At 65.5% G+C, this 19,472-nt stretch carries 18 protein-coding genes; 1 reads left to right on the top strand and 17 read right to left on the bottom strand.

Translation table 11 applies throughout. The features are described 5' to 3' along the window. From treZ to glmS, 6 genes are all read right to left on the bottom strand, one after another. Nucleotides 1–1,746 (bottom strand): malto-oligosyltrehalose trehalohydrolase, encoded by a 1,746-nt coding sequence (gene treZ, locus QNN99_RS03010; protein WP_229964909.1) that lies wholly within the window; start codon nucleotides 1,744–1,746, stop codon nucleotides 1–3. Continuing rightward, entirely contained in the window at nucleotides 1,743–4,085 is a 2,343-nt protein-coding gene (gene treY / locus QNN99_RS03005; protein ID WP_229964908.1) for a malto-oligosyltrehalose synthase, read from the bottom strand. The genes treZ and treY overlap by 4 nt, the downstream gene beginning before the upstream one ends. Beyond that, nucleotides 4,082–6,271 carry a glycogen debranching protein GlgX gene (gene glgX, locus QNN99_RS03000; protein ID WP_229964907.1) on the bottom strand — a complete coding sequence of 730 codons (2,190 nt, stop codon included), beginning with the start codon at nucleotides 6,269–6,271 and terminating at the stop codon, nucleotides 4,082–4,084. Before glgX ends, treY begins: the two co-directional genes overlap by 4 nt. A 77-nt stretch (nucleotides 6,272–6,348) precedes the next feature. Further along, entirely contained in the window at nucleotides 6,349–7,926 is a 1,578-nt protein-coding gene (locus tag QNN99_RS02995) for an NAD(P)H-hydrate epimerase (protein ID WP_229964906.1), read from the bottom strand. Nucleotides 7,927–7,935: 9 nt separating this feature from the next. After that, on the bottom strand, nucleotides 7,936–8,286 hold the full coding sequence (locus QNN99_RS02990; protein WP_229964905.1) for a holo-ACP synthase: 351 nt from the start codon (nucleotides 8,284–8,286) through the stop codon (nucleotides 7,936–7,938). Nucleotides 8,287–8,288: 2 nt separating this feature from the next. Further along, nucleotides 8,289–10,184 (bottom strand): glutamine--fructose-6-phosphate transaminase (isomerizing), encoded by a 1,896-nt coding sequence (gene glmS / locus QNN99_RS02985; protein WP_229964904.1) that lies wholly within the window; start codon nucleotides 10,182–10,184, stop codon nucleotides 8,289–8,291. Nucleotides 10,185–10,391: 207 nt separating this feature from the next. Between glmS and coaA the strand changes: the two genes are divergently transcribed. Beyond that, a complete protein-coding gene (gene coaA / locus QNN99_RS02980; RefSeq protein ID WP_229965057.1) occupies nucleotides 10,392–11,309 on the top strand; it encodes a type I pantothenate kinase in 918 nt (305 codons plus the stop codon). 57 nt (nucleotides 11,310–11,366) lie between these two features. Here the strand turns inward: coaA and glmM are convergent, their stop codons facing one another. The 11 genes from glmM to map form a co-directional block, all read right to left on the bottom strand. Then, the gene (gene glmM, locus QNN99_RS02975; RefSeq protein WP_229964903.1) at nucleotides 11,367–12,731 is read right to left on the bottom strand and encodes a phosphoglucosamine mutase; all 1,365 of its coding nucleotides are present in this window, start codon (nucleotides 12,729–12,731) and stop codon (nucleotides 11,367–11,369) included. Between the two features lie 244 nt (nucleotides 12,732–12,975). Further along, the gene (gene rpsI, locus QNN99_RS02970; RefSeq protein WP_229964902.1) at nucleotides 12,976–13,473 is read right to left on the bottom strand and encodes a 30S ribosomal protein S9; all 498 of its coding nucleotides are present in this window, start codon (nucleotides 13,471–13,473) and stop codon (nucleotides 12,976–12,978) included. A gap of 39 nt (nucleotides 13,474–13,512) precedes the next feature. Beyond that, nucleotides 13,513–13,956, bottom strand: coding sequence for a 50S ribosomal protein L13 (gene rplM, locus QNN99_RS02965; protein ID WP_229964901.1), 444 nt, complete (start codon nucleotides 13,954–13,956; stop codon nucleotides 13,513–13,515). 242 nt (nucleotides 13,957–14,198) lie between these two features. Continuing rightward, nucleotides 14,199–15,140, bottom strand: a complete 942-nt coding sequence (gene truA, locus QNN99_RS02960; RefSeq protein ID WP_229964900.1) for a tRNA pseudouridine(38-40) synthase TruA — start codon at nucleotides 15,138–15,140, stop codon at nucleotides 14,199–14,201. A gap of 37 nt (nucleotides 15,141–15,177) precedes the next feature. Then, the gene (rplQ, locus tag QNN99_RS02955; RefSeq protein ID WP_229964899.1) at nucleotides 15,178–15,720 is read right to left on the bottom strand and encodes a 50S ribosomal protein L17; all 543 of its coding nucleotides are present in this window, start codon (nucleotides 15,718–15,720) and stop codon (nucleotides 15,178–15,180) included. Nucleotides 15,721–15,783: 63 nt separating this feature from the next. Further along, on the bottom strand, nucleotides 15,784–16,794 hold the full coding sequence (locus tag QNN99_RS02950; protein ID WP_210228094.1) for a DNA-directed RNA polymerase subunit alpha: 1,011 nt from the start codon (nucleotides 16,792–16,794) through the stop codon (nucleotides 15,784–15,786). Nucleotides 16,795–16,979: 185 nt separating this feature from the next. Further along, entirely contained in the window at nucleotides 16,980–17,381 is a 402-nt protein-coding gene (rpsK, locus tag QNN99_RS02945; RefSeq protein WP_104052715.1) for a 30S ribosomal protein S11, read from the bottom strand. 65 nt (nucleotides 17,382–17,446) lie between these two features. Beyond that, a complete protein-coding gene (gene rpsM / locus QNN99_RS02940) occupies nucleotides 17,447–17,824 on the bottom strand; it encodes a 30S ribosomal protein S13 (protein ID WP_210228092.1) in 378 nt (125 codons plus the stop codon). A gap of 157 nt (nucleotides 17,825–17,981) precedes the next feature. Then, nucleotides 17,982–18,095, bottom strand: a complete 114-nt coding sequence (gene rpmJ / locus QNN99_RS02935; protein WP_012397712.1) for a 50S ribosomal protein L36 — start codon at nucleotides 18,093–18,095, stop codon at nucleotides 17,982–17,984. An 86-nt stretch (nucleotides 18,096–18,181) separates the two neighbouring features. After that, nucleotides 18,182–18,403: a translation initiation factor IF-1 gene (gene infA / locus QNN99_RS02930; RefSeq protein WP_055239372.1), complete on the bottom strand. Its 222-nt coding sequence runs from the start codon at nucleotides 18,401–18,403 to the stop codon at nucleotides 18,182–18,184. A 234-nt stretch (nucleotides 18,404–18,637) separates the two neighbouring features. Further along, on the bottom strand, nucleotides 18,638–19,468 hold the full coding sequence (gene map, locus QNN99_RS02925) for a type I methionyl aminopeptidase (RefSeq protein ID WP_229964898.1): 831 nt from the start codon (nucleotides 19,466–19,468) through the stop codon (nucleotides 18,638–18,640). Nucleotides 19,469–19,472: the final 4 nt, after the last annotated feature.

Below are 19,472 nucleotides of genomic sequence, written 5' to 3'. Positions count from 1 at the left end.
CTACTCCGACGCCAGGACAGCGGCCCCGTAAGCGGGCAGCTGAACGGTGCCGCCGTCCATCCGGGACGGCGCGGTCTCGAGCAGCACCTTGGCCGGCGCGGCGAACGGCAGCGGGACCTCCCGCGGGGTGTCGGCAAAGTTCAGCGCCACCGCCGTGGAACCGCGCTGCATCACCAGCCAGCGTTCCTCTTCGTCAAAGTCCACCCGGACGTTGCGCAGGTCCGGATCCATCAGGTCGGGGGTTTCCCGGCGCAGCTTCAGGAGCCTGCGGTACAGGTCCAGCAGCCGTCCGTGGTCCCCCTCTTCCGCCTCGGACCAGTCCAGCTTGGAGTTGGTGAAGGTCGTCGGATCCTGGGGATTCGGAACCGTGGCCGGATCCCAGCCCATCCGCTCGAATTCCTTCAGGCGGCCCTCGGCCGTGGCCTTCCCCAGCTCGGGTTCCGGATGGGACGTGAAGAACTGCCAGGGCGTGGACGCCCCGAACTCCTCGCCCATGAACAGCATGGGGGTAAACGGCGACGCCAGGCTGAGCACAGCGCCGAGGGCGAGCTGCTCGTACCCCAGGGCGGCGCTCAGCCGGTCACCGGCTGCCCGGTTGCCGATCTGGTCGTGGTTCTGGATGGCGGTGACCAGCTGGCGTGCGGTCACCGTCTCCTTGTCCAGCGGACGGCCGTGGCCGCGTTCCCTGAAGGTCGAGAACGTTCCGTTGTGGAAGAACCCTTCCTGCAGGACCTTCGCCAACGCACCAACCGAGTCGAAGTCCTCGTAGTAGCCGCCGTTTTCACCGGTGAGGTTGGTGTGGGCGGCATGGTGGAAGTCATCGGACCACTGGCCCGCAAGGCCGTAGCCGTTGATGTTCCGAGGGGTAATGAGCCGGGGGTTGTTCAGGTCCGACTCCGCGATCAAAAACAGCGGCTTGCCCAGGGCTTCGGCGCACTCATCCGTTGCCGCGGCCATCTCTTCGAGGATGTGCACGGCGCGTTCGTCGTGCAGTGCGTGCACCGCATCCAGGCGCAGCCCGTCCACGTGGTAGTCGCGGAACCACATCAGGACGTTGTCCACGATGTACTCGCGGACGGCATCGGAGAGCGGACCGTCCAGGTTGACCGAGTCCCCCCAGGTGTTCGACTTTCCCTCGGTGAGGTAGGGGCCGAACATCGGCAGGTAATTGCCGCTGGGTCCAAGGTGGTTGTAGACCACGTCCTGGATGACGCCGAGTCCGGCCTGGTGAGCCGCGTCCACGAACCGCTGGTAGGCCTCGGGCCCGCCGTAGGTTTCCTGCACGGCGTACCAGAGCACGCCGTCATAACCCCAGTTGTGGGTTCCGTTGAACGCATTGACGGGCAGCAGTTCGACAAAGCGGACACCCAGGTCCACCAGATAGTCCAGCCGGCCGATCGCCGCGTCCAGCGTGCCTTCGGGGGTGAAGGTGCCCACGTGCATTTCGTAGATCGCGCTGCCGTCGAGCCCCGGGGAGACCCAGCCGGCGTCATGCCACTGGTACAGATCCGGATCGAAGGTGCGCGAAAGTGCGTGCACGCCCTCGGGCTGCCGCCGGGACCGGGGATCCGGCACCGGCGTCTCGGCGTCGTTTATGAGGTAGCCGTAGTCGATGTCCTCGGTGAGTTCGGCGTGCTGGGCGTGCCACCAGCCGTTCTCGCCGCGGGTCATCGACAGGTGCCGGCCGTCGGCCAGCAGCGTCATGGTGCCGGCCTTGGGCGCCCACACCTCGAAGTTGGTCCTCATTCGCCGTCCTCCCGAACCAGCAGCGCCACCGGATAGGTGCCGAACAGATCGGCAGCCGCCAGCCGGCCGCCGCTTTCGTGTGTTTTTCCGCTGATCACGTCGCGGTAGGTGCCAGCTGCCAGGACGACGGCGGTGTCCTGCCAGCCGCCGGAGCGCTGAAGTCCCAGCGGCAGACGGGTCACGAGTGTTACGGCGCCGCCGCGGTCGAACCCGAAGAGGTACTCTGCCGCAGGCCCTTCCGCCGCCACGGGAACGTACCCCGTGAACAGCTCGGGCCGGCCGTGCTTGAGCTGCAGCGCCCGGGTGGTGACCAGCAGCTTCGCTGCCGCGTCCTCGTCCAGTGCGGGGGCACCGGCGTCGGCAGCGGCGAACGCCGCCGCGACCTCGCGGCGGCGGGCAAAGTCCACCTGGCGGCGGTTATCCGGGTCCACGAGCGAGCGGTCCCAGAATTCAGTGCCCTGATAGACGTCGGGCACACCGGGCATGGTCAGCTGCAGGAGCTTGGCGGAGAGCGAGTTGCTGTACCCCGCCTCGCGGATGCGTTCCACCAGTGCGGTGATCACCGAGTTGACGCCCGGATCGTCGAACGCTGCATCGATGGCCGCGTGCATCCGTTCCTCGAATTCCGCGTTGGGAGCCGTCCAGGTGGTGCTGCTGGACGCTTCCCGTGAGGCCTTCTCGGCGTAGGCGTGTGCGCGTTCCCGGCTCAGCGGCCAGGCACCGACGAAGGTCTGCCACAGCAGGTTCGCCATCGGCGCGTCATTCATCGGAGCCAGGGCGTCGAGGCGCGTGAACGCCTCGCGCCACTCGTCCGGGATTTCCGCAAGCACGGAGATCCGGGCGCGGGTGTCTTCGCTGCGCTTGGTGTCGTGCGTGGTCAGGGCCGTCATGGCTGCCGGCTGTTCCAGTTGCCGGCGGATCAGGCGTGCATGCATTTCACCCGGCGCCACGGAGAAGTGCGCCGGGTCGGCCCCAACCTCGTTCAGGGACGTCAGGCGGGAGTAACGGTAGAACGCCGTGTCCTCGACGCCCTTGGCCATCACCATGCCGGAGGTCTGCTGGAATCGCACGGCCAGCTCCCCCAGACGGGAAAGGGAGACCGCTTCAGCGCTGTCTGCGTCCGCCAGCGGGTTCAACAGCGAATGCAGGATGTCCAGCGCTGCCGCGAGATCCGGGCGGTGGACCTTCGCGGCAATCAAGGCATCGGTCAGGTACCCGGCGCCTTCAGGCAGGTAGCTGCGGTAAACCGGGAAGCAGGCCAGCAGCTCCGCGAGCGCATCTGCAGCCGTTTCCGGGTCCAAGCCGCTGTCCGCCGGGAGCAGGCGCACGAGGCGCTGCACCTCGGAGTGCAGCAGGTTGTCCGCGATGACCCGCTTGGTGCCGTGGATCATCTGTGCGTACGGTTCCATCGGCACCAGTGCGGTGAGCTTGTCATTGCCCGCGGGGTCCACGAAGAGCCGGTCGATGTCGGCCAGCGCGTCGTAGCCGGTGGTGCCTTCGGTTTCCCAGTCCGCCGCGAGTTTTTCGCCCGGTTCCAGGATCTTTTCCACCAGGATGTACGCGCCGCGGGTGATCTCGCGCAGCCGGGTCAGGTAGCCCTTGGGATCGGCGAGACCGTCCGGATGGTCGATGCGCAGGCCGTCCACGAGTCCTTCGTCGAACCAGCGCCGAATTTCGGCGTGCGATTCGTCAAAGACCCACGGTTCCTCCACCCGGAGGCCGGCCAGGGTGTTGACCCCGAAGAACCGGCGGTAGTTCAGCTCGTTGTCGGCGCGGCGCCAGTTCACCAGTTCGTAGGACTGGCGGGCGTGCACGTCCTGCGCGCTGTCCCCTTCCGCTGCGGTGCCTTCGGCCACCGGGAACCGGTGGTCGTAGTAGTGCAGTTCGCCGTCGGCCAGCTTCAGTTCCGCCAACTCGTTGGGTCCGTCGCCCAGGACGGGCAGCCGGAGCTTGCCGTTTGCCGCGTCCCAGTCGATGTCGAAGGCTTCGGCGTACCGCGAGCCGCGTCCCTCCTTCAGCACTGACCACCACCACGGGTTCCGGTGGGGCGTTGCGATGCCCATGTGGTTGGGAACAATATCGACCAGCACGCCCAGGCCGGCGGCATGGGCGGCGTCGGAGAGGGCCTTGAGTCCCTCGGGGCCGCCGCGGGCGGGGTCGACGGCGGACGGGTCAGTGACGTCGTAGCCGTGGTCCGAGCCTTCCTCGGCGGTGAGGATGGGTGAGAGATACACCCAGTCCACGCCGAGGTCCGCCAGGTACGGAACCAGATCCGCGGCGTCGAAGAGGGTGAATGACGGGCGGATCTGGAGCCGGTAGGTGGAGAGCGGTGTCCTCATCCGTCCACCTCGTTGCTGTGGGCCTTGGACCCCGCCAATGCTGCGAGGGACGCGGCCACTGAGTGGTCGTGCTCCTCTTCCTCCTCATGGGCGCGCAGCACCACCATGGACTTGGCGGCGACGGTGAACTGGCCGTCGGCGGGAATCGGGGCCGAGTCGGCGTACTCCCCCGCCGTGTCGATGACCTCGTCCCACATAGGTGCGTATTCCTTGGCGGGGACCGTCACTTTGACGTCCTCGTCATGGGCGTTGAAGTACAGCAGGAAGTTCAGGTCAGTGATCCGCTGTCCGCGGGCGTCCTTGCCGGAAATGCCCTGCCCGTTGAGGAACACGCCCAGGGACCGGCTGACCGGGGTGTCCCAGTCGTCCGGGGACATGGGCGTGCCGTCCTCGGTGAGCCAGACGATGTCCGGCAGCGCCTCGCCCTCGCCGCGGCGCACGGGCCGGCCGTCGAAGAAGCGGCGGCGGCGGAACGTGGGATGTTCGGCCCGCAGCGTGTTGACGGCTGCGGTGAATTCCATCAGCGGCGTGTCCATCGTCTCCCAGTTGATCCAGCTCAACTCGGAGTCCTGCGCATAGGTGTTGTTGTTGCCCTGCTGGGTGCGTCCCAGTTCGTCGCCGTGGGCAATCATGGGCACGCCCTGCGAGAGCAGCAGGGTGGCCAGGAAATTCCGCTGCTGGCGCGCGCGCAGCGAGAGCACCGCCGGATCGTCGGTGGGGCCCTCAGCGCCGCAGTTCCAGGACCGGTTGTGGGATTCGCCGTCGTTGTTGTCTTCGCCGTTGGCTTCGTTGTGCTTCTCGTTGTAGGACACCAGGTCATGCAGCGTGAAACCGTCGTGGGCGGTGACGAAGTTGATCGAGGCCACCGGGCGGCGGGCCGAGGACTCATACAGGTCAGCGGAACCGGTGATGCGGGAAGCGAACTCCCCCAGGGTGGACGGCTCTCCGCGCCAGAAGTCGCGCACGGTGTCGCGGTACTTGCCGTTCCATTCGGTCCACTGCGGCGGGAAGTTGCCCACCTGGTAACCGCCGGGGCCAATGTCCCAGGGCTCGGCAATCAGCTTCACCTGGGAAACCACGGGATCCTGCTGGACCAGTTCGAAGAAGGTGGAGAGCTTGTCGACGTCGTAGAACTCACGTGCCAGCGTGGAGGCCAGGTCGAAGCGGAAACCGTCCACGTGCATCTCGGTGACCCAGTAGCGCAGGGAATCCATGAGCAGCTGCAGTGAATGCGGGTTGCCCACGTTCAGGGAGTTGCCGGTGCCGGTGTAGTCCATGTAGTACCGCTTGTCGTCATCCATCAGCCGGTAGTAGGCCTGGTTGTCGATGCCGCGGAAGGACAGCGTGGGGCCCAAGTGGTTGCCCTCGGCCGTGTGGTTGTAGACGACGTCCAGGATCACTTCAATGCCGGCCAGGTGCAGTGCGCGCACCATCGCCTTGAACTCCTGGACCTGCTGGCCCGCATCGCCGGTGGCGCTGTAGGTGTTCTGCGGGGCGAAGAAGCCGATGGTGTTGTAGCCCCAGTAGTTGGACAGGCCCTTCTCCTGCAGCGTGGAGTCGTTGACGAACTGGTGCACGGGCATCAGCTCAATGGCTGTGACGCCCAGCTTCTGCAGGTGTGCGATGACCGAAGGGTGCGCGACGCCGGCATAGGTGCCGCGCTGTTCCTCGGGGACGTCGGGATGCAGCTCCGTGAGGCCCTTGACGTGGGCCTCGTAAATCACCGAGCGGTGGTACGGAATCTTGGGCTTGCGGTCGCCGTCCCAGTCGAAGAACGGGTTGATGACAACACCCATCATCATGTGCGGGGCGGAGTCCTCGTCATTGCGTGAGTTCTCGTCGCCGAAGTTGTAGCCGAACAGCGCCTGGTCCCAGTCGATCTCGCCGGAGACCGCCTTGGCATAGGGGTCCAGCAGCAGCTTGTTGGGGTTGCAGCGGTTGCCGTGTTCGGTGTCGGACGGGCCGTCAACCCGGTATCCGTATTTCTGCCCGGGCAGAACCTGGGGCAGGTAGCAGTGCCACACATAGCCGTCCACCTCGGTCAGGCGCACACACTCTTCGTTGCCCTCGTCGTCGAACAGGCACAGCGTGACAGAGTCGGCAACCTCGCTGTAGAGCGCAAAGTTAGTGCCGTTTCCGTCGTAGGTCGCGCCCAGCGGATAAGCTTCTCCCGGCCAAACTTCCATGTAAAGCTCCTGACTAGTTCAATAACAACAAGTACATAGTATGTCTACTTACTTTTTACCTCAGACTTGGCCCAGCATTAAACAGCCCGCTTTACTACCCTCCGCGGGCGGCCCCGGACCGGAGTGCCCAAACCTGCCGGCTGAGCGGGGGAAAGGTCCCCGATCACGGTTCGGACGGCGGCCGGCAGGGCTGAGGGTGCCACCGGCCCGGACGCGGCGGCGAGGGTTCCCGCCCGGCCGTGAATGCTCGCGGCAGCAGCGGCAAGAGCCGCATAATGCCCCGGCGGGGGCCGTTCGTCGGCCCGGCCCGCGCGGTCCGTCGCGAGCAGCGCCCCCAGGATGCCGGAGAGGGTGTCGCCGCTGCCGGCTGCCGCCAGCCACGGTGTCGCTTCGGCTTGGCTGAAGGTCTCACCGGTGGGGGCTGCAGTGATCGTGGCCCAGCCCTTGAGCAGGACGGTGGCCCCCGTCAGTTCGGCGGCGCGCCGGGCGGAGCGAAGCGGATCCGCCTCCACCTGCTTCCGGGGAACGGGCTCCCCAAGCCTGGTGAGGAGGGCGGTGAGTTCGCCGGCGTGCGGGGTCAGGATCACCTGCGGTCCGAGGCCCGGCTCCGCCCAGGCCACGGCATCGGCGTCGACGACGGCGGGAAGCCCTGACGCCATGGCGTCCAGGGCGCGCCGGCGCTGGTCTTCATCGGCTCCGGCTCCCGGTCCGGCGAGCCAGGCCTGGACATGGGTGTCCGGGACGCTGCCGGTGCCGCAGACGGCTTCGGGATGAACGGCGTTGATGAGGCGGCCGACCGGTTCCGGCCCCAAGTAGCGGATCATGCCGACGCCGGCGGCCAGTGCTGCTCCGGTGGCCAGGACAGCGGCGCCGGGATAGGTGGCGGAGCCGGCAGCGATGCCCAACACGCCACGGGTGTACTTGTGATCGGTTTTCCGGGGGGCGGACAGCAGACCGGCCAGGTCGGCCGGTTCCAGCCGCAGCAGTTCCGGGGCGGCAAAGGCCGCCAGCCCGATGTCCACGTACTCGATCCGGCCGGCCGCAACCGCGCCGGGACCGGCCATCAGGCCGGTCTTGACGGCCCCGAAGGTGACTGTCAGGTCCGCGGCAAGGTGCTCGCCGTCGGCTTCCCCGGTGTCCGCGTCCACGCCGCTGGGCAGGTCGCAGGCGATGATCAGCGGCGGTTTCGGGCCGGTGCCCGGGTCCGGGAGTTTCCGGGCCAGTTCGGCAGCCGGTCCGCGCAGCCCGCCCCTGCCGCCGGTTCCCAGGATGCCGTCGATGACCAGGTCTGCTGCCGCACAGATCCCTGCGGCCTCCTCGACGCCGGCGGAGAGGGCGAGCACGCGGCCGCCCTGCCGCCGGAATTCGGCCAGGGCTTCCGGATGTGCCGTCGGAGCCGTGAGGACCGCTGTGGTCCCGGCGCCGCGGCGGGCCAGCCGGGCTCCGGCGTACAGGGCGTCGCCGCCGTTGTTGCCGGCGCCGGCCAGCACGCACACGCGTGTTCCGTAGACGGACCCGCAGCGGTCCAGCAACTCGCGGACGGCGGCGGCGTACAATCCGTACGCTGCCCGCTGCATCAGTTCCGGGCCGAAGCCGGCGGCGAGCAAGGGTTGTTCCGCGGCCCGCACAGCGGTGCCGGAGTACGCACGAATCATGCCTACAGACTAACCCTCGGCTACCACCATGGCAGTCGCGACGTCGCCGTCGTGGCTGAGCGAGAGGTGCCAGGTGCGCACGCCCTTGGCTTCGGCGGCCGCGGCCACCGTGCCCCGAACGCTGACGCTGGGGGCGCCGGCGGCATCGAGGTCCACCTGGCAGTCCTGCCAGTTCATGCCGGCCGGAGCGCCGAGGGCCTTGGCGACCGCTTCCTTCGCGGCAAACCGGGCCGCAAGGGACCGCAGGTTCAGCTCACGTTCGGCCGGTACGAACAGCCGGGCCCGCAGGCCCGGCGTCCGCTCCAGCTGGCGTCCAAAGCGCGGCACGTCCACCACATCCACGCCAATGCCGATGATCACCGCTATTCGACCGTTACGCTCTTGGCGAGGTTGCGCGGCTGGTCAACGTCGTAGCCCTTGGCGGTGGCCAGGGCGCAGGCGAAGATCTGCAGCGGAACCGTGGTCAGCAGCGGCGCCAGCAGGGTGGGCGTCTCCGGCACGTAGAAGACGTGCTCGGCGTACGCCTTGACGGCGTCGTCGCCCTCTTCAGCGATCACGATGGTCTTGGCACCGCGGGCCCGGATTTCCTGGATGTTGGAGACCACCTTGGCGTGCAGCGAGTCGCGGCCGCGCGGCGAAGGCACCACCACGAAGACGGGCTGGCCCTCTTCGATGAGGGCGATCGGACCGTGCTTGAGCTCGCCGGCGGCGAATCCTTCAGCGTGGATGTAGGCCAGTTCCTTCAGCTTCAGGGCGCCTTCCATGGCGACCGGGAATCCTACGTGGCGGCCCAGGAACAGCACCGACTTGGCATCGGCCATGATGGCGGCCAGCTCCTTGATCTGCTCCGAGGAATCCAGCACCTGCTGGATCTTCGCCGGCACCTTGGCCAGGTCGGCCAGCATGTCCTTGATCTCGCCCTGGAACTTGTCGCCGCGCAGCTGGGCGAGGTACAGGCCCAGCAGGTAGGCGGCGGTGATCTGTGCCAGGAAGGCCTTGGTGGAAGCCACCGCGATCTCCGGTCCGGCATGGGTGTAAAGCACGGCATCGGACTCGCGCGGAATGGTCGAGCCGTTGGTGTTGCAGATCGCCAGCACCTTGGCGCCCTGTTCCTTGGCGTAGCGGACGGCCATGAGCGTGTCCATGGTCTCGCCGGACTGGGAAATGGCGACGATCAGCGTATGTTCGTTGACAATCGGATCACGGTAACGGAACTCATGGCTGAGTTCGACCTCCACGGGGATCCGGCACCAGTGCTCAATGGCGTACTTGGCAACCTGGCCGGCATACGCGGAGGTTCCGCAGGCCAGGACCATGATCTTGTTGATCGACTTCAGGTCTTCGGGATCGATGCGCAGCTCATCCAGGGTCAGGCGGCCCTCGATGTCGGAGCGGCCCAGCAGGGTGTCGCCCACGGCCTGCGGCTGGTCGTTGATTTCCTTCTCCATGAAGGAGGGGTATCCGCCCTTTTCCGCAGCGGCGGCGTCCCAGTCCACCTTGAACTCGGTGCCCTCGGCGGGGTTGCCGTAGAAGTCGGTGATCTCGACGGCCTCGGGCGTGATCGTGACGATCTGGTCCTGGCCCAGTTCAACCGCGCGGCGGGTGAAGTCGATGAAGCCGGAGACGTCGGAGCCCAGGAAATTCTCGCCGTCGCCCAGGCCGACGACGAGCGGCGAGTTGCGCCGGGCGGCCACGACGACGTCGGGCGAATCGGCGTGAATGGCCAGCAGGGTGAACGCGCCCTCGAGCCGGCGGCAGGCCAGCTGCATGGACACGGCCAGGTCCTGGCCGCCTTCGCCGCGGTAGACGGATGCCAGAAGGGCGGCTGCCACCTCGGTGTCGGTCTCGGAGCTGAAAACGGCCCCGGCTTCGAGCATCTCGGCCTTGAGCTCGGCGAAGTTCTCGATGATGCCGTTGTGGATCACGGCCAGGCGCCCGTCATCCGCCAGGTGCGGATGGGCGTTCTCATCCGTCGGACCGCCGTGGGTTGCCCAGCGGGTGTGGCCGATCCCGGTGGTTGCCGCGGGAAGCGGGGCTGCGGCGAGCTCGGCCGTCAGGTTGGCAAGTTTGCCCGACTTCTTGCGGGATTCGATCCCGGTCTCGGTCAGGACTGCGACTCCGGCGGAGTCATAACCGCGGTATTCCAGCCGGCGCAGGCCCTCCATGACGACGTCGAGCGCACCATGCTCATGACTCTTAAGCTGCCCTGCGGCGGCGGCACTGGGGCGGCGGCCTGCATATCCAACGATTCCACACATACAGCTAAGACTACCGGCAGCCGCAGCCACACCGGCAAAGCGCAGCTGGAGTGCCGCCGGCCCAAATCCGGTTGCCTGCAACGGGCGTTTTGGATTGGCTGCCCGGCAGGGCAGAATCGTAAAGTGACAGACCGTACATCAAAGGCAGCCCCTCATCCGGCCAAGGCCTCCTCCGGAAACGGCGCCGACAGCGGTTTTTCGCCGTTCGTGGAGCTGGACCGGCAGACCTGGTCCCGGCTTTCCAACGAAATCCGGTCCCCGCTGAACCAGGACGACATCCTGCGGCTCCGCGGCCTGGGCGAAAAACTGAACCTGGATGAAGTGCGGGAGGTGTATCTCCCGCTCTCGCGCCTGCTCAACCTTTACGTTGCCGCGGCCGGACGGCTGCACAGCGCCACCACCACATTCCTGGGCGAGAAGACCACCCGGACCCCGTTCGTCATCGGGGTCGCCGGGTCGGTGGCCGTCGGCAAGTCGACGACGGCGCGCGTGCTGCGCGAAATGCTGCGGCGCTGGCCCGAGACGCCGAACGTTGAGCTGATCACCACCGACGGGTTCCTCTATCCCAACGCAGAGCTCAAGCGGCGGGGGCTCATGGACCGCAAGGGGTTCCCCGAGTCATACGACCGCCGCGCGCTGCTGCGCTTTGTCAGCGCGGTCAAGAGCGGAGCGGAGGAGGTCAGGGCGCCAAGGTACTCGCATCTGACCTACGACATCCTGCCCGAAGCGGAGATTGTGGTCCGGCGCCCCGACGTGTTGATTGTGGAGGGCCTGAACGTCCTCGCTCCGGCGCGGACGCGGGCCGACGGCCGGGCAGGGCTCGCGCTGAGCGACTTCTTCGACTTCTCCATCTACGTGGACGCGAGAACCTCGTACATCGAGGAATGGTATGTCCAGCGCTTCATGTCTCTGCGCGGCGGCGCGTTCGCCAATCCGGACTCATACTTTCACCGCTACGCCGGACTCACCGATGAGGAAGCCCGGGCCACGGCGCTGGGCATTTGGAAGCGCATCAATGAACCGAACCTGGTCACCAACGTGCTGCCGACGCGCGGTCGTGCCCAGCTGGTGCTGACCAAGGACTCGGACCATTCAGTGACCCGGATGCTGCTGCGCAAAACGTAGGCCCGTTCCGGGCCGGCGCCGGCGCGGAAGCATCCGGATCCGCGTCAGGCGCGCGTCTCAGGCCTTGGCGAAGGGTTCCAGGGCGAGGTGGTTTTCCACCGTCTCGGCCAGCTTGGAGGCCACGGAGGCAGCGGTTTCCATGTCCGCGGCTTCCACCATCACCCGCACCAGGGGCTCGGTGCCGGAGGGACGGAGCAGCACCCGGCCCGTTTCGCCCAGAACCATCCGGGCGTCCAGGACTGCCTGGAGAACGGCCTCGTTGCTGCTTACCGCAGCCTTGTCGACGCCCTTGACGTTGATCAGGACCTGGGGCAGCTTGTTCATGACCTGCGCCAGCTCCTTGAGCGTCTTCCCGGTGCGCTTCACCTGCGCTGCGAGCTGCAGGCCGGTCAGGACGCCGTCACCGGTGGTGGCGAATTCGGAGAAGATCACATGTCCGGACTGCTCGCCGCCAAGGCTGTAGCCGCCGGCGCGCATGCCCTCCAGAACGTACCGGTCCCCCACTCCGGTCTCCAGGAGGGTGATGCCGGCGTCGCGCAGCGCGAGCTTCAGGCCCAGGTTGCTCATCACCGTGGCCACGAGGGTGTCGTCCTTGAGCTTGCCGGCGTCCTTCAGCGCCACGGCCATGATGGCCATGATCTGGTCACCGTCGATGACGGTTCCTTCATGGTCCACCGCCAGGCACCGGTCGGCGTCCCCGTCATGCGCAACGCCCAGGTCGGCCCCGTGTTCCAGGACTGCCGCCTGAAGCATTTCCAGATGGGTGGAGCCGCAGCCCTCGTTGATGTTCAGGCCGTCGGGCTCTGCTCCGATGACCACCACCTCGGCGCCGGCGTCGGCAAAGACCTGCGGCGAGCAGCCGCTGGCAGCACCGTGGGCGCAGTCCAGGACGACTTTCAGCCCCTCCAGCCGGTTCGGCAGCGTCTGCAGCAAATGGATGACGTAGCGGTCCTCGGCATCGGCGAACCGGTGGATGCGTCCCACATCGGCTCCCGTGGGGCGCAGGCTGGGCTTTGCCATTTCGGTTTCAATGGCGTCTTCGGCGGCGTCGTCGAGCTTCTGGCCGCCGCGGGCCAGGAACTTGATGCCGTTGTCCGGAGCCGCATTGTGCGAGGCGGAAATCATCACGCCGAAATCGGCATCCAGATCAGCCACCAGGAAGGCCGCTGCGGGAGTCGGCAGGACGCCGGCGTCGAACACGTCAATGCCGGAGCTCGCCAGTCCGGCTTCCACAGCCGCGGAAATAAAATGCCCGCTGATGCGGGGATCCCGGGCCACTACCGCCACGGGCCTGCGGCCGCCCTGCACACGCCGGTGCCCCAGAACGACGGCGGCCGCCTGTGCCAGCCCCAAGGCCACTTCGGCGGTGATCAGGCCATTGGCCAATCCACGGACACCGTCGGTTCCAAACAATCTAGTCATCGCACATAATCCTCAAACTTGGGGCGGGGCCGTAGGCATTCAGGCGGGAGAGCCCACTGGGCCATTGTGCCACTCCTGCACCGCCGGCGACTAAGCACCGGAGGCTGCGAGGTGGTTTCACGGCCAAGGCCACGGGTAATTCAGGTAAATAGTTGAAGCTGCTGAGCGTCCGGCAGCTGCCACGAAAAAGCCCGCCACGGGAGTCCGAGGACTTCCGTAACGGGCTTCTTCGTGTAGCGCTGGATTAGCGCTTCGAGTACTGCGGAGCCTTGCGTGCCTTCTTGAGACCAGCCTTCTTGCGCTCAATGACGCGTGCGTCACGAGTCAGGAAGCCGGCCTTCTTGAGCGTCGCGCGGTTGTTGTCGCGGTCGATCTCGTTCAGCGAGCGGGCAACACCCAGACGCAGCGCGCCGGCCTGTCCGGAAGCGCCGCCGCCGTGGATGCGGGCGATGACGTCGTAGGCGCCGTCAAGGTCGAGGACCTTGAACGGCTCGTTGACATCCTGCTGGTGCAGCTTGTTCGGGAAGTAAGCAGCCAGGTCGCGGCCGTTTACCAGCCACTTGCCGGTGCCCGGAACAACGCGCACGCGGGCAATTGCCTGCTTGCGGCGGCCAACGGCGGAGCCGGCGACCGTCAGGGCCGGGCGTTCCTTGACCGCAGCCTCGGCTGCATCAGGGGTTTCCGAGGTGTAGCTGGAAAGCTCCTCGGTTGTTTCATTGAGCTCTTCAGTGTTCTGAGCCACGATTCTCCTTGATTAAATTCTTTAGTTGGCGGGCCAGAACTACTGGGCGACCTGGGTGATTTCGAAGGTCTTGGGCTGCTGGGCTCCATGCGGGTGCTCTGCACCGCGGTAGACCTTGAGCTTGCTGATCTGCTGTGCAGCCAAGGAGTTCTTGGGCAGCATGCCGCGGATGGCCTTCTCAACTGCACGTACCGGATTCGACTCCAGCAGTTCTGCGTAGTTGACGGAGGACAGACCGCCCGGGAAACCCGAGTGGCGGTAGGCACGCTTCTGTTCGAGCTTGGCGCCGGTGAGGGCTACCTTCTCAGCGTTGATGATGATGACGAAATCGCCCATGTCCATGTGGGGAGCGAAGGTCGGCTTGTGCTTTCCGCGCAGCAGTGTTGCGGTCTGGCTGGCAAGACGGCCTAGGACAACGTCGGTGGCGTCAATGACGTGCCACTGGCGGTTGATGTCGCCGGGCTTCGGGGTGTACGTACGCACGGTTTTTGCCTTCGTTTCTTCTTCTTAGGTGGCGCGGCTCACATGGAGGCCATATGAGCCACAGCTTCTCTATGCGTTTACCGGATGGTCAGGTGAGGACTGATGTAACCAGTGGTCCTGATGTACTCGGCTATTTCCCCGGGGCCAGGTGGCTCTGCAACCGAGCCGCTCCCGTGGGCATAGACCTATCGAGGTAGGACACGCACAACGACTATAAACAATAGCCTGCTTACGGAGTCAGGTCAAAAGCCGGACAGCGCGCGCAGGGTGCGCGTGCTTTCGGCCCGCCGCTGCATTTCTTCATCGGCCGGATACCTTACCTCTTCAAGGATCAGCGGGTGGGGAGCGGCCAGCAGGGACTTCGAATCCCTGATCCGCGCCTGCAGCCTTTCCCCCAGCCATTCGGGGGTCCGCTCCCCCGCCCCGACCAGCATGGCTCCGCCGACGAGCGACCGGACCATGTTGTGGCAGAAGGCGTCGGCTTGCAGGTGAGCCTCGATCACGCCGTCGGGCCGCCTCAGGAAGGAGAACTCCTGCAGCTCCCGGACCGTCGTTGCCCTGGCGCGGGGCTTGCAGTACGAGAGGAAGTCCCGCACGCCCAGGACCGCCTGGGCTGCGGCGTTCATCCGGTGCTCGTCCAGCGCAAAGTCGTGCCAGAGCGTGACCGTCCGGGTGAGCGGGTCACGGCTGGCCTCGCGGTCGGCGATCCGGTAACTGTAGCGGCGCCACAGGGCGGAGAAGCGGGCGTCGAAGCCCTCCGGGGCCAGGGACGCGGAGTGGACCGTAATGGCGCCCTCCATGGCGTGGATGACCCGTTTGGGTGCCTTGGCCTTGCGCAGCGGCATGGTGAGGTCCTTGTTCAGGATCCCCCTCATGCGGCGGATCAGCGCCTCCTCCGGGGTCAGCGCAGCACCCCGGGAAAGCCCCTCCCACTCGGCGCGGGTGAGGTCAAAGTGGACCACCTGCCCCCGGGCGTGCACGCCCGAATCCGTCCGGCCGGCGACCGTCAGCCGGATCGGGCGCCGGACCAGGACCTCCAGGGCCGCCTCAAGGGTGCCCTGGATGGTGGGAAGGTCATCCTGGACGGCCCACCCGTAAAACGAGGCGCCGTCGTAGGAGAGATCCATCCGGACACGAAAAAGCCCGCCGTCCAGTGATGGCGCGGCGGGCCTTTCGATACTCATGCCCTCAATATTAAGGGACACGGAGCTGAAGGAAAAATTACTTCTTCTCTTCAGTCTCCACTGCTTCGTCAGCGGAATCGGCAGACTCAGCGGACTCGGCCGAATCGGCAGACTCAGCGGAATCAGCAGAGTCGGCGGACTCAGCGGATTCTTCAACCGGCGCCGGAGCAGCAACGGCTGCAGCGGTTTCGGCTTCGGCCACTACGGCCTGCTTGGCCGAGACGGGCTCGAGAACCAGTTCGATGACAGCCATGGGAGCGTTGTCGCCCTTGCGGTTGCCGATCTTCGTGATGCGGGTGTAGCCGCCGTCGCGCTTCTCGACTGCCGGAGCAATGTCGGTGAAGAGCTCGTGGACGATGCCCTTGTCCGAGATCAGGCCCAGGACGCGGCGGCGTGAAGACAGGTCTCCGCGCTTTGCGAACGTGATCAGGCGCTCGGCGTAGGGACGCAGGCGCTTGGCCTTCGTCACCGTGGTGGTGATCTGCTTGTGCTCGAACAGCTGGGCAGCCAGGTTCGCAAGCATCAGCCGCTGGTGGGCCGGGCTGCCTCCGAGGCGCTTACCCTTGGTGGGTGTAGGCATTACATTTTCTCCTCAAACGGTGCCGCACCGGGCTTGGGCCCGGACGGCAAAATTTTGCGTGTGTTAGAGCTCGTCGTCCGAGTATTCGGACTCGTCCTCTTCAATAGCTGCGGCACGGGCGGCCAGGTCAAATCCGGGAGGGGAATCCTTCAGGGACAAACCAAGCTCGACCAGCTTTGCCTTTACCTCATCAATGGACTTTGCACCGAAGTTGCGAATGTCCATCAGGTCAGCCTCGGAGCGGGCAACGAGTTCACCCACAGTGTGGATGCCTTCACGCTTGAGGCAGTTGTAGGAACGCACGGTCAGCTCAAGGTCTTCGATCGGCAGGGCCATGTCGGCTGCCAGTGCGGCATCCGTCGGGCTCGGACCAATTTCGATACCTTCAGCAGCGCTGTTCAGTTCGCGAGCCAAGCCAAACAGTTCAACCAGGGTGGTGCCGGCGGACGCGACGGCGTCGCGGGGTGCAATGGCATCCTTGGTCTCAACGTCAACGATCAAGCGATCGAAGTCGGTGCGCTGTTCAACACGGGTGGCCTCCACGCGGAAGGTCACCTTCAGGACCGGTGAGTAGATGGAGTCGACCGGAATACGGCCGATTTCCTGGTCACCGGACTTGTTCTGGCTGGCGGAAACGTAGCCGCGCCCGCGTTCGATGGTCAGCTCGAGTTCGAACTTGCCCTTCGAATTCAGGGTGGCAATGTGCAGATCCGGGTTGTGGAACTCCACGCCGGCCGGCGGAGCGATGTCCGCAGCCGTCACGACGCCGGGACCCTGCTTGCGCAGGTAGGCGACAACGGGTTCGTCGTGCTCGGAGGAGACCGACAGGTTCTTGACGTTCAGGATGATCTCGGTGACATCTTCCTTCACGCCCGGAACCGTGGTGAACTCGTGCAGCACGCCTTCGAGCCGAATGCTGGTTACTGCAGCACCGGGGATCGAGGACAGGAGCGTACGGCGAAGGGAGTTGCCAAGGGTGTAGCCGAAACCGGGTTCCAGCGGTTCAATGATGAACCGCGAGCGGTTGTCAGCTACGACTTCTTCAGTGAGGGTAGGGCGCTGTGCAATGAGCACTTGCATTTCCTTTCAGCGAGCGTCCGCTATATGACGCAACACAAATGGTGGAAACGACGACGACGGGTCTTCCGCGGGCGTCTTGGACGGCTAGCAGCCACGTGCCCGGAGCCGGAGGCGTCCGATGGGCGGCCCGCCCCGAAGGATGGACCGCCCGCCGGATACAACCGGTACCGCAGTGCTGCTTAAACGCGGCGGCGCTTCGGAGGACGGCAGCCGTTGTGCGCGCTCGGGGTGACATCCGAAATGGAGCCAACCTCCAGGCCGGTGGCCTGGAGCGAACGGATGGCGGTTTCGCGGCCTGAACCCGGACCCTTTACGAAGACGTCGACCTTGCGGACGCCGTGCTCCTGGGCGCGCTTTGCAGCGGCTTCAGCAGCCATCTGCGCAGCGAACGGGGTGGACTTACGCGAGCCCTTGAAGCCAACCTCACCGGCGGAAGCCCATGAGATAACAGCACCCGACGGATCCGTGATGGAAACGATGGTGTTGTTAAAAGTGCTCTTGATATGCGCCTGGCCAAGCGCGATATTCTTCTTATCCTTGCGACGCGGTTTGCGGACCGCTCCACGAGTCTTGGGGGGCATTACTTCTCCTACAAAGAGTTTGGTTTAGGTGGCCCGCGAGGGGCCATGGCCTCACACCGCTAGGTTTAGCGGGCGGCCTTCTTCTTACCGGCAACCGTACGCTTCGGGCCCTTGCGGGTACGAGCGTTGGTCTTCGTGCGCTGGCCGTGTACGGGCATGCCACGACGGTGGCGGATACCCTGGTAGCTGCCGATTTCAACCTTGCGGCGAATGTCGGCGGCTACCTCGCGGCGGAGGTCACCCTCAACCTTGAAGTTGCCCTCGATGTAGTCACGCAGCTGAACGAGTTCAGCATCCGTGAGGTCCTTGACGCGAGTTTCCGGGCTGATGCCGGTCTCTGCCAGGGTCTGGTCTGCACGGGTCTTACCCACGCCGTAGATATAAGTAAGCGCAATCACAACCCGCTTTTCGCGGGGAATGTCAACGCCAGCGAGACGTGCCATATCGGCGGTTCTCCTTTTGTGTCACCGGAGGTCTGAAGCAGTGCATCCCTGTTGCCAGGTCCCCGGCCTCCGGGCCGGGGGTATGCGTTACGCGTATCAACGCTGCACTGCCATATTCAATTACTACTACGCGTGGGCTGTCCCTGAGAGCAGGAAATTAGCCCTGGCGCTGCTTGTGGCGCGGGTTCTCGCAGATCACCATGACTCGACCGTTACGGCGAATCACCTTGCACTTATCGCAGATCTGCTTGACGCTCGGCTGGACCTTCATGGTTATCCTTTGCGTGGTTGCAGGGTTAAGCCGCTCGCAGCCGGCGTCCCACTTGTCCGGGACACAGCCTGCCGATGCAGCGGTTCTTACTTGTAGCGGTAGACGATACGGCCCCGAGTGAGGTCGTACGGGCTGAGTTCCACCACAACGCGGTCTCCGGGGAGGATGCGAATGTAGTGTTGACGCATCTTTCCCGAGATGTGTGCGAGCACAATGTGGCCATTGGCCAGCTCAACGCGGAACATCGCGTTGGGCAGGGCTTCGTTGACCGAGCCCTCAATCTCAATGACGCCGTCTTTCTTGGCCATATCCTCCGCTAACGTCTGTGCCCCTCGTATGCTCGAAGGGCGGTTTTTGTCTGTGGTTCTCCCCGGTGCTTCCTGCGCATCTACCGCGCAGGAACCGTTTTGACACGGCGCACATGCTTGGAAAAGGGCACGAATGTAGAGACAACCAACAGATAACTCTACTCGAAGGGTCCCGATATGTTAAATCGTTCCGCCGATCCGGGGAAGGCCGGCAGCACCACGGGACCGGTCGTGTCAGTCCGAGGGAATGGGGACCGGCGTGACGCCCAGCGGCGCGAGCCGGGAGGCACCGCCGTCGGGCGAAGTCAGGACCCAGATTCCCTTGTCGTGAATCGCGACCGAATGCTCCCACTGGGAGGCGCGCGAGCCGTCGGTGGTCACCACCGTCCAGTCGTCCTCCAGCGTGAGCGTTTCGATCTTGCCGCGGACCAGCATCGGCTCGATCGCCAGGCACAGCCCGGGCCGCAGCTTCGGACCGTTGTGCGAGGTCCGGTAGTTGAGCACATCCGGTGCCTGGTGCATTTCGGTTCCGATGCCGTGGCCGACATAGTCCTCCAGGATTCCCAGCGGCTTGCCGGGAACGCTGGAGACGTAGTCGTCAATGGCCGCACCGATGTCGCCAACGAAACGGCCCTTGGCGGCGGCGGCAATGCCGTGCCACATGGCCGCTTCGGTGACCTCGGACAGGCGCTGGTCCTCGGGATCAGCGGTGCCGACAATCACCGTGCGTGCCGAATCCGAATGCCATCCGCCAACGACGGCGCCGCCGTCGATGGAGAGGATGTCCCCGTCTTTGAGGATGCGCTCCCCCGGAATGCCGTGAACGACTTCCTCATTCACTGACACGCAGACGGTGGCCGGATACCCGTGGTAGCCGAGGAAATTCGAGGTTGCCCCCGCTTCCCGAAGCACCGCGGCGAAAACCGCATCGACATCCGCGGTGGTTGCCCCCACCACCGCGGCGTCAACCGCCGCATCGAGGGCCCGGATCAGAACGAGCCCGGCCTCCCGCATGGTGCGCATCTGCGCGTTGGTTTTGTATTCAATTCGAGGCTGGCCGAACATATCT

The sequence above is a fragment of the Arthrobacter sp. zg.Y820 genome (assembly GCF_030125555.1).
Classification (GTDB): Bacteria; Actinomycetota; Actinomycetes; order Actinomycetales; family Micrococcaceae; genus Arthrobacter_B.
This window is presented reverse-complemented; position numbering and strand designations above follow the sequence as displayed.

Excerpts from the sequence above, each read along its gene's own strand:
- treZ (WP_229964909.1), bottom strand. The coding sequence starts at position 1,746 with ATGAGGACCAACTTCGAGGTGTGGGCGCCCAAGGCCGGCACCATGACG.
- treY (WP_229964908.1), bottom strand. The coding sequence starts at position 4,085 with ATGAGGACACCGCTCTCCACCTACCGGCTCCAGATCCGCCCGTCATTC.
- glgX (WP_229964907.1), bottom strand. The coding sequence starts at position 6,271 with ATGGAAGTTTGGCCGGGAGAAGCTTATCCGCTGGGCGCGACCTACGAC.
- QNN99_RS02995 (WP_229964906.1), bottom strand. The coding sequence starts at position 7,926 with ATGATTCGTGCGTACTCCGGCACCGCTGTGCGGGCCGCGGAACAACCC.
- glmS (WP_229964904.1), bottom strand. The coding sequence starts at position 10,184 with ATGTGTGGAATCGTTGGATATGCAGGCCGCCGCCCCAGTGCCGCCGCC.
- glmM (WP_229964903.1), bottom strand. The coding sequence starts at position 12,731 with ATGACTAGATTGTTTGGAACCGACGGTGTCCGTGGATTGGCCAATGGC.
- truA (WP_229964900.1), bottom strand. The coding sequence starts at position 15,140 with ATGAGTATCGAAAGGCCCGCCGCGCCATCACTGGACGGCGGGCTTTTT.
- rplQ (WP_229964899.1), bottom strand. The coding sequence starts at position 15,720 with ATGCCTACACCCACCAAGGGTAAGCGCCTCGGAGGCAGCCCGGCCCAC.
- rpsK (WP_104052715.1), bottom strand. The coding sequence starts at position 17,381 with ATGCCCCCCAAGACTCGTGGAGCGGTCCGCAAACCGCGTCGCAAGGAT.
- rpsM (WP_210228092.1), bottom strand. The coding sequence starts at position 17,824 with ATGGCACGTCTCGCTGGCGTTGACATTCCCCGCGAAAAGCGGGTTGTG.
- rpmJ (WP_012397712.1), bottom strand. The coding sequence starts at position 18,095 with ATGAAGGTCCAGCCGAGCGTCAAGCAGATCTGCGATAAGTGCAAGGTG.
- infA (WP_055239372.1), bottom strand. The coding sequence starts at position 18,403 with ATGGCCAAGAAAGACGGCGTCATTGAGATTGAGGGCTCGGTCAACGAA.
- map (WP_229964898.1), bottom strand. The coding sequence starts at position 19,468 with ATGTTCGGCCAGCCTCGAATTGAATACAAAACCAACGCGCAGATGCGC.